This is a genomic window from Flammeovirga aprica JL-4 (genome assembly GCF_012844305.1).
Lineage (GTDB): Bacteria > Bacteroidota > Bacteroidia > Cytophagales > Flammeovirgaceae > Flammeovirga > Flammeovirga aprica.
In genome coordinates, this window is sequence record NZ_JABANE010000367.1 from 1 (window position 1) to 663 (window position 663).

Annotated in this window: 1 protein-coding gene; it reads right to left on the reverse strand. The window is 52.9% G+C overall.

From position 1 onward, the window contains the following. A partial coding sequence (locus HHU12_RS34405; RefSeq protein ID WP_205960096.1) for an ATP-dependent DNA ligase occupies window positions 1-663 on the reverse strand: 663 nt, incomplete at both ends.

A 663-nucleotide genomic window follows, 5' to 3' on the forward strand; every position in this document is an offset into this window, starting at 1 on the left:
ATACGCCTGAGTGTCTCCGTTCAGTTCCTGAGTTAGTACCGCAGAGGTGACCTCCTCCATAAGTGCCTGAGAGATGTTATTAGCGGACACCACGCGGCCAGACTCAAGGAGAACCTCGAAGCCAATCACCTTGCCCTCGTTGGCTAGACCGGGAGTTCCCCAGTTGAGTCCAACAACGACACCATCAGCCTCATTCTCTGGCTTCAGCTTCCACCAGCCGGACTTCTTACCGCGCTTGTAGATACCCCGAGGGTCCTTAACCACCAGACCTTCGTGACCTTCTTCTCGTTTCTGTCGGTACAGCGCATCGAGTTCGTCCATGTCGTAAACTTCATGGGACTCTGAGAGGCACCACTCGACTTCAGGGAAGTGGTCTTGCAGGACTGGTAAGGCTACCTTGACGTGCTCAAGGCGGAGGAGGGTCATCACGTTGTAGTCATCACCGGACTCGATAATGTCAAGCGGAATGATATCGTAGAGGACAACTTTGAGGTTGTAAGGGTCGAGGTGGAACGGTTGACGATTGGCTTTCTTCTTCCACTCATCGTGCCAGTATTCGCAGGTAGATAACGTAAAGTTACTCTGCTTGAGCCAGACGGTGCGCAGAAGGCCAGACCCGGTGTTAAAGTCCACACCTTTGACCATGAGTTCGCCATCAAGCAT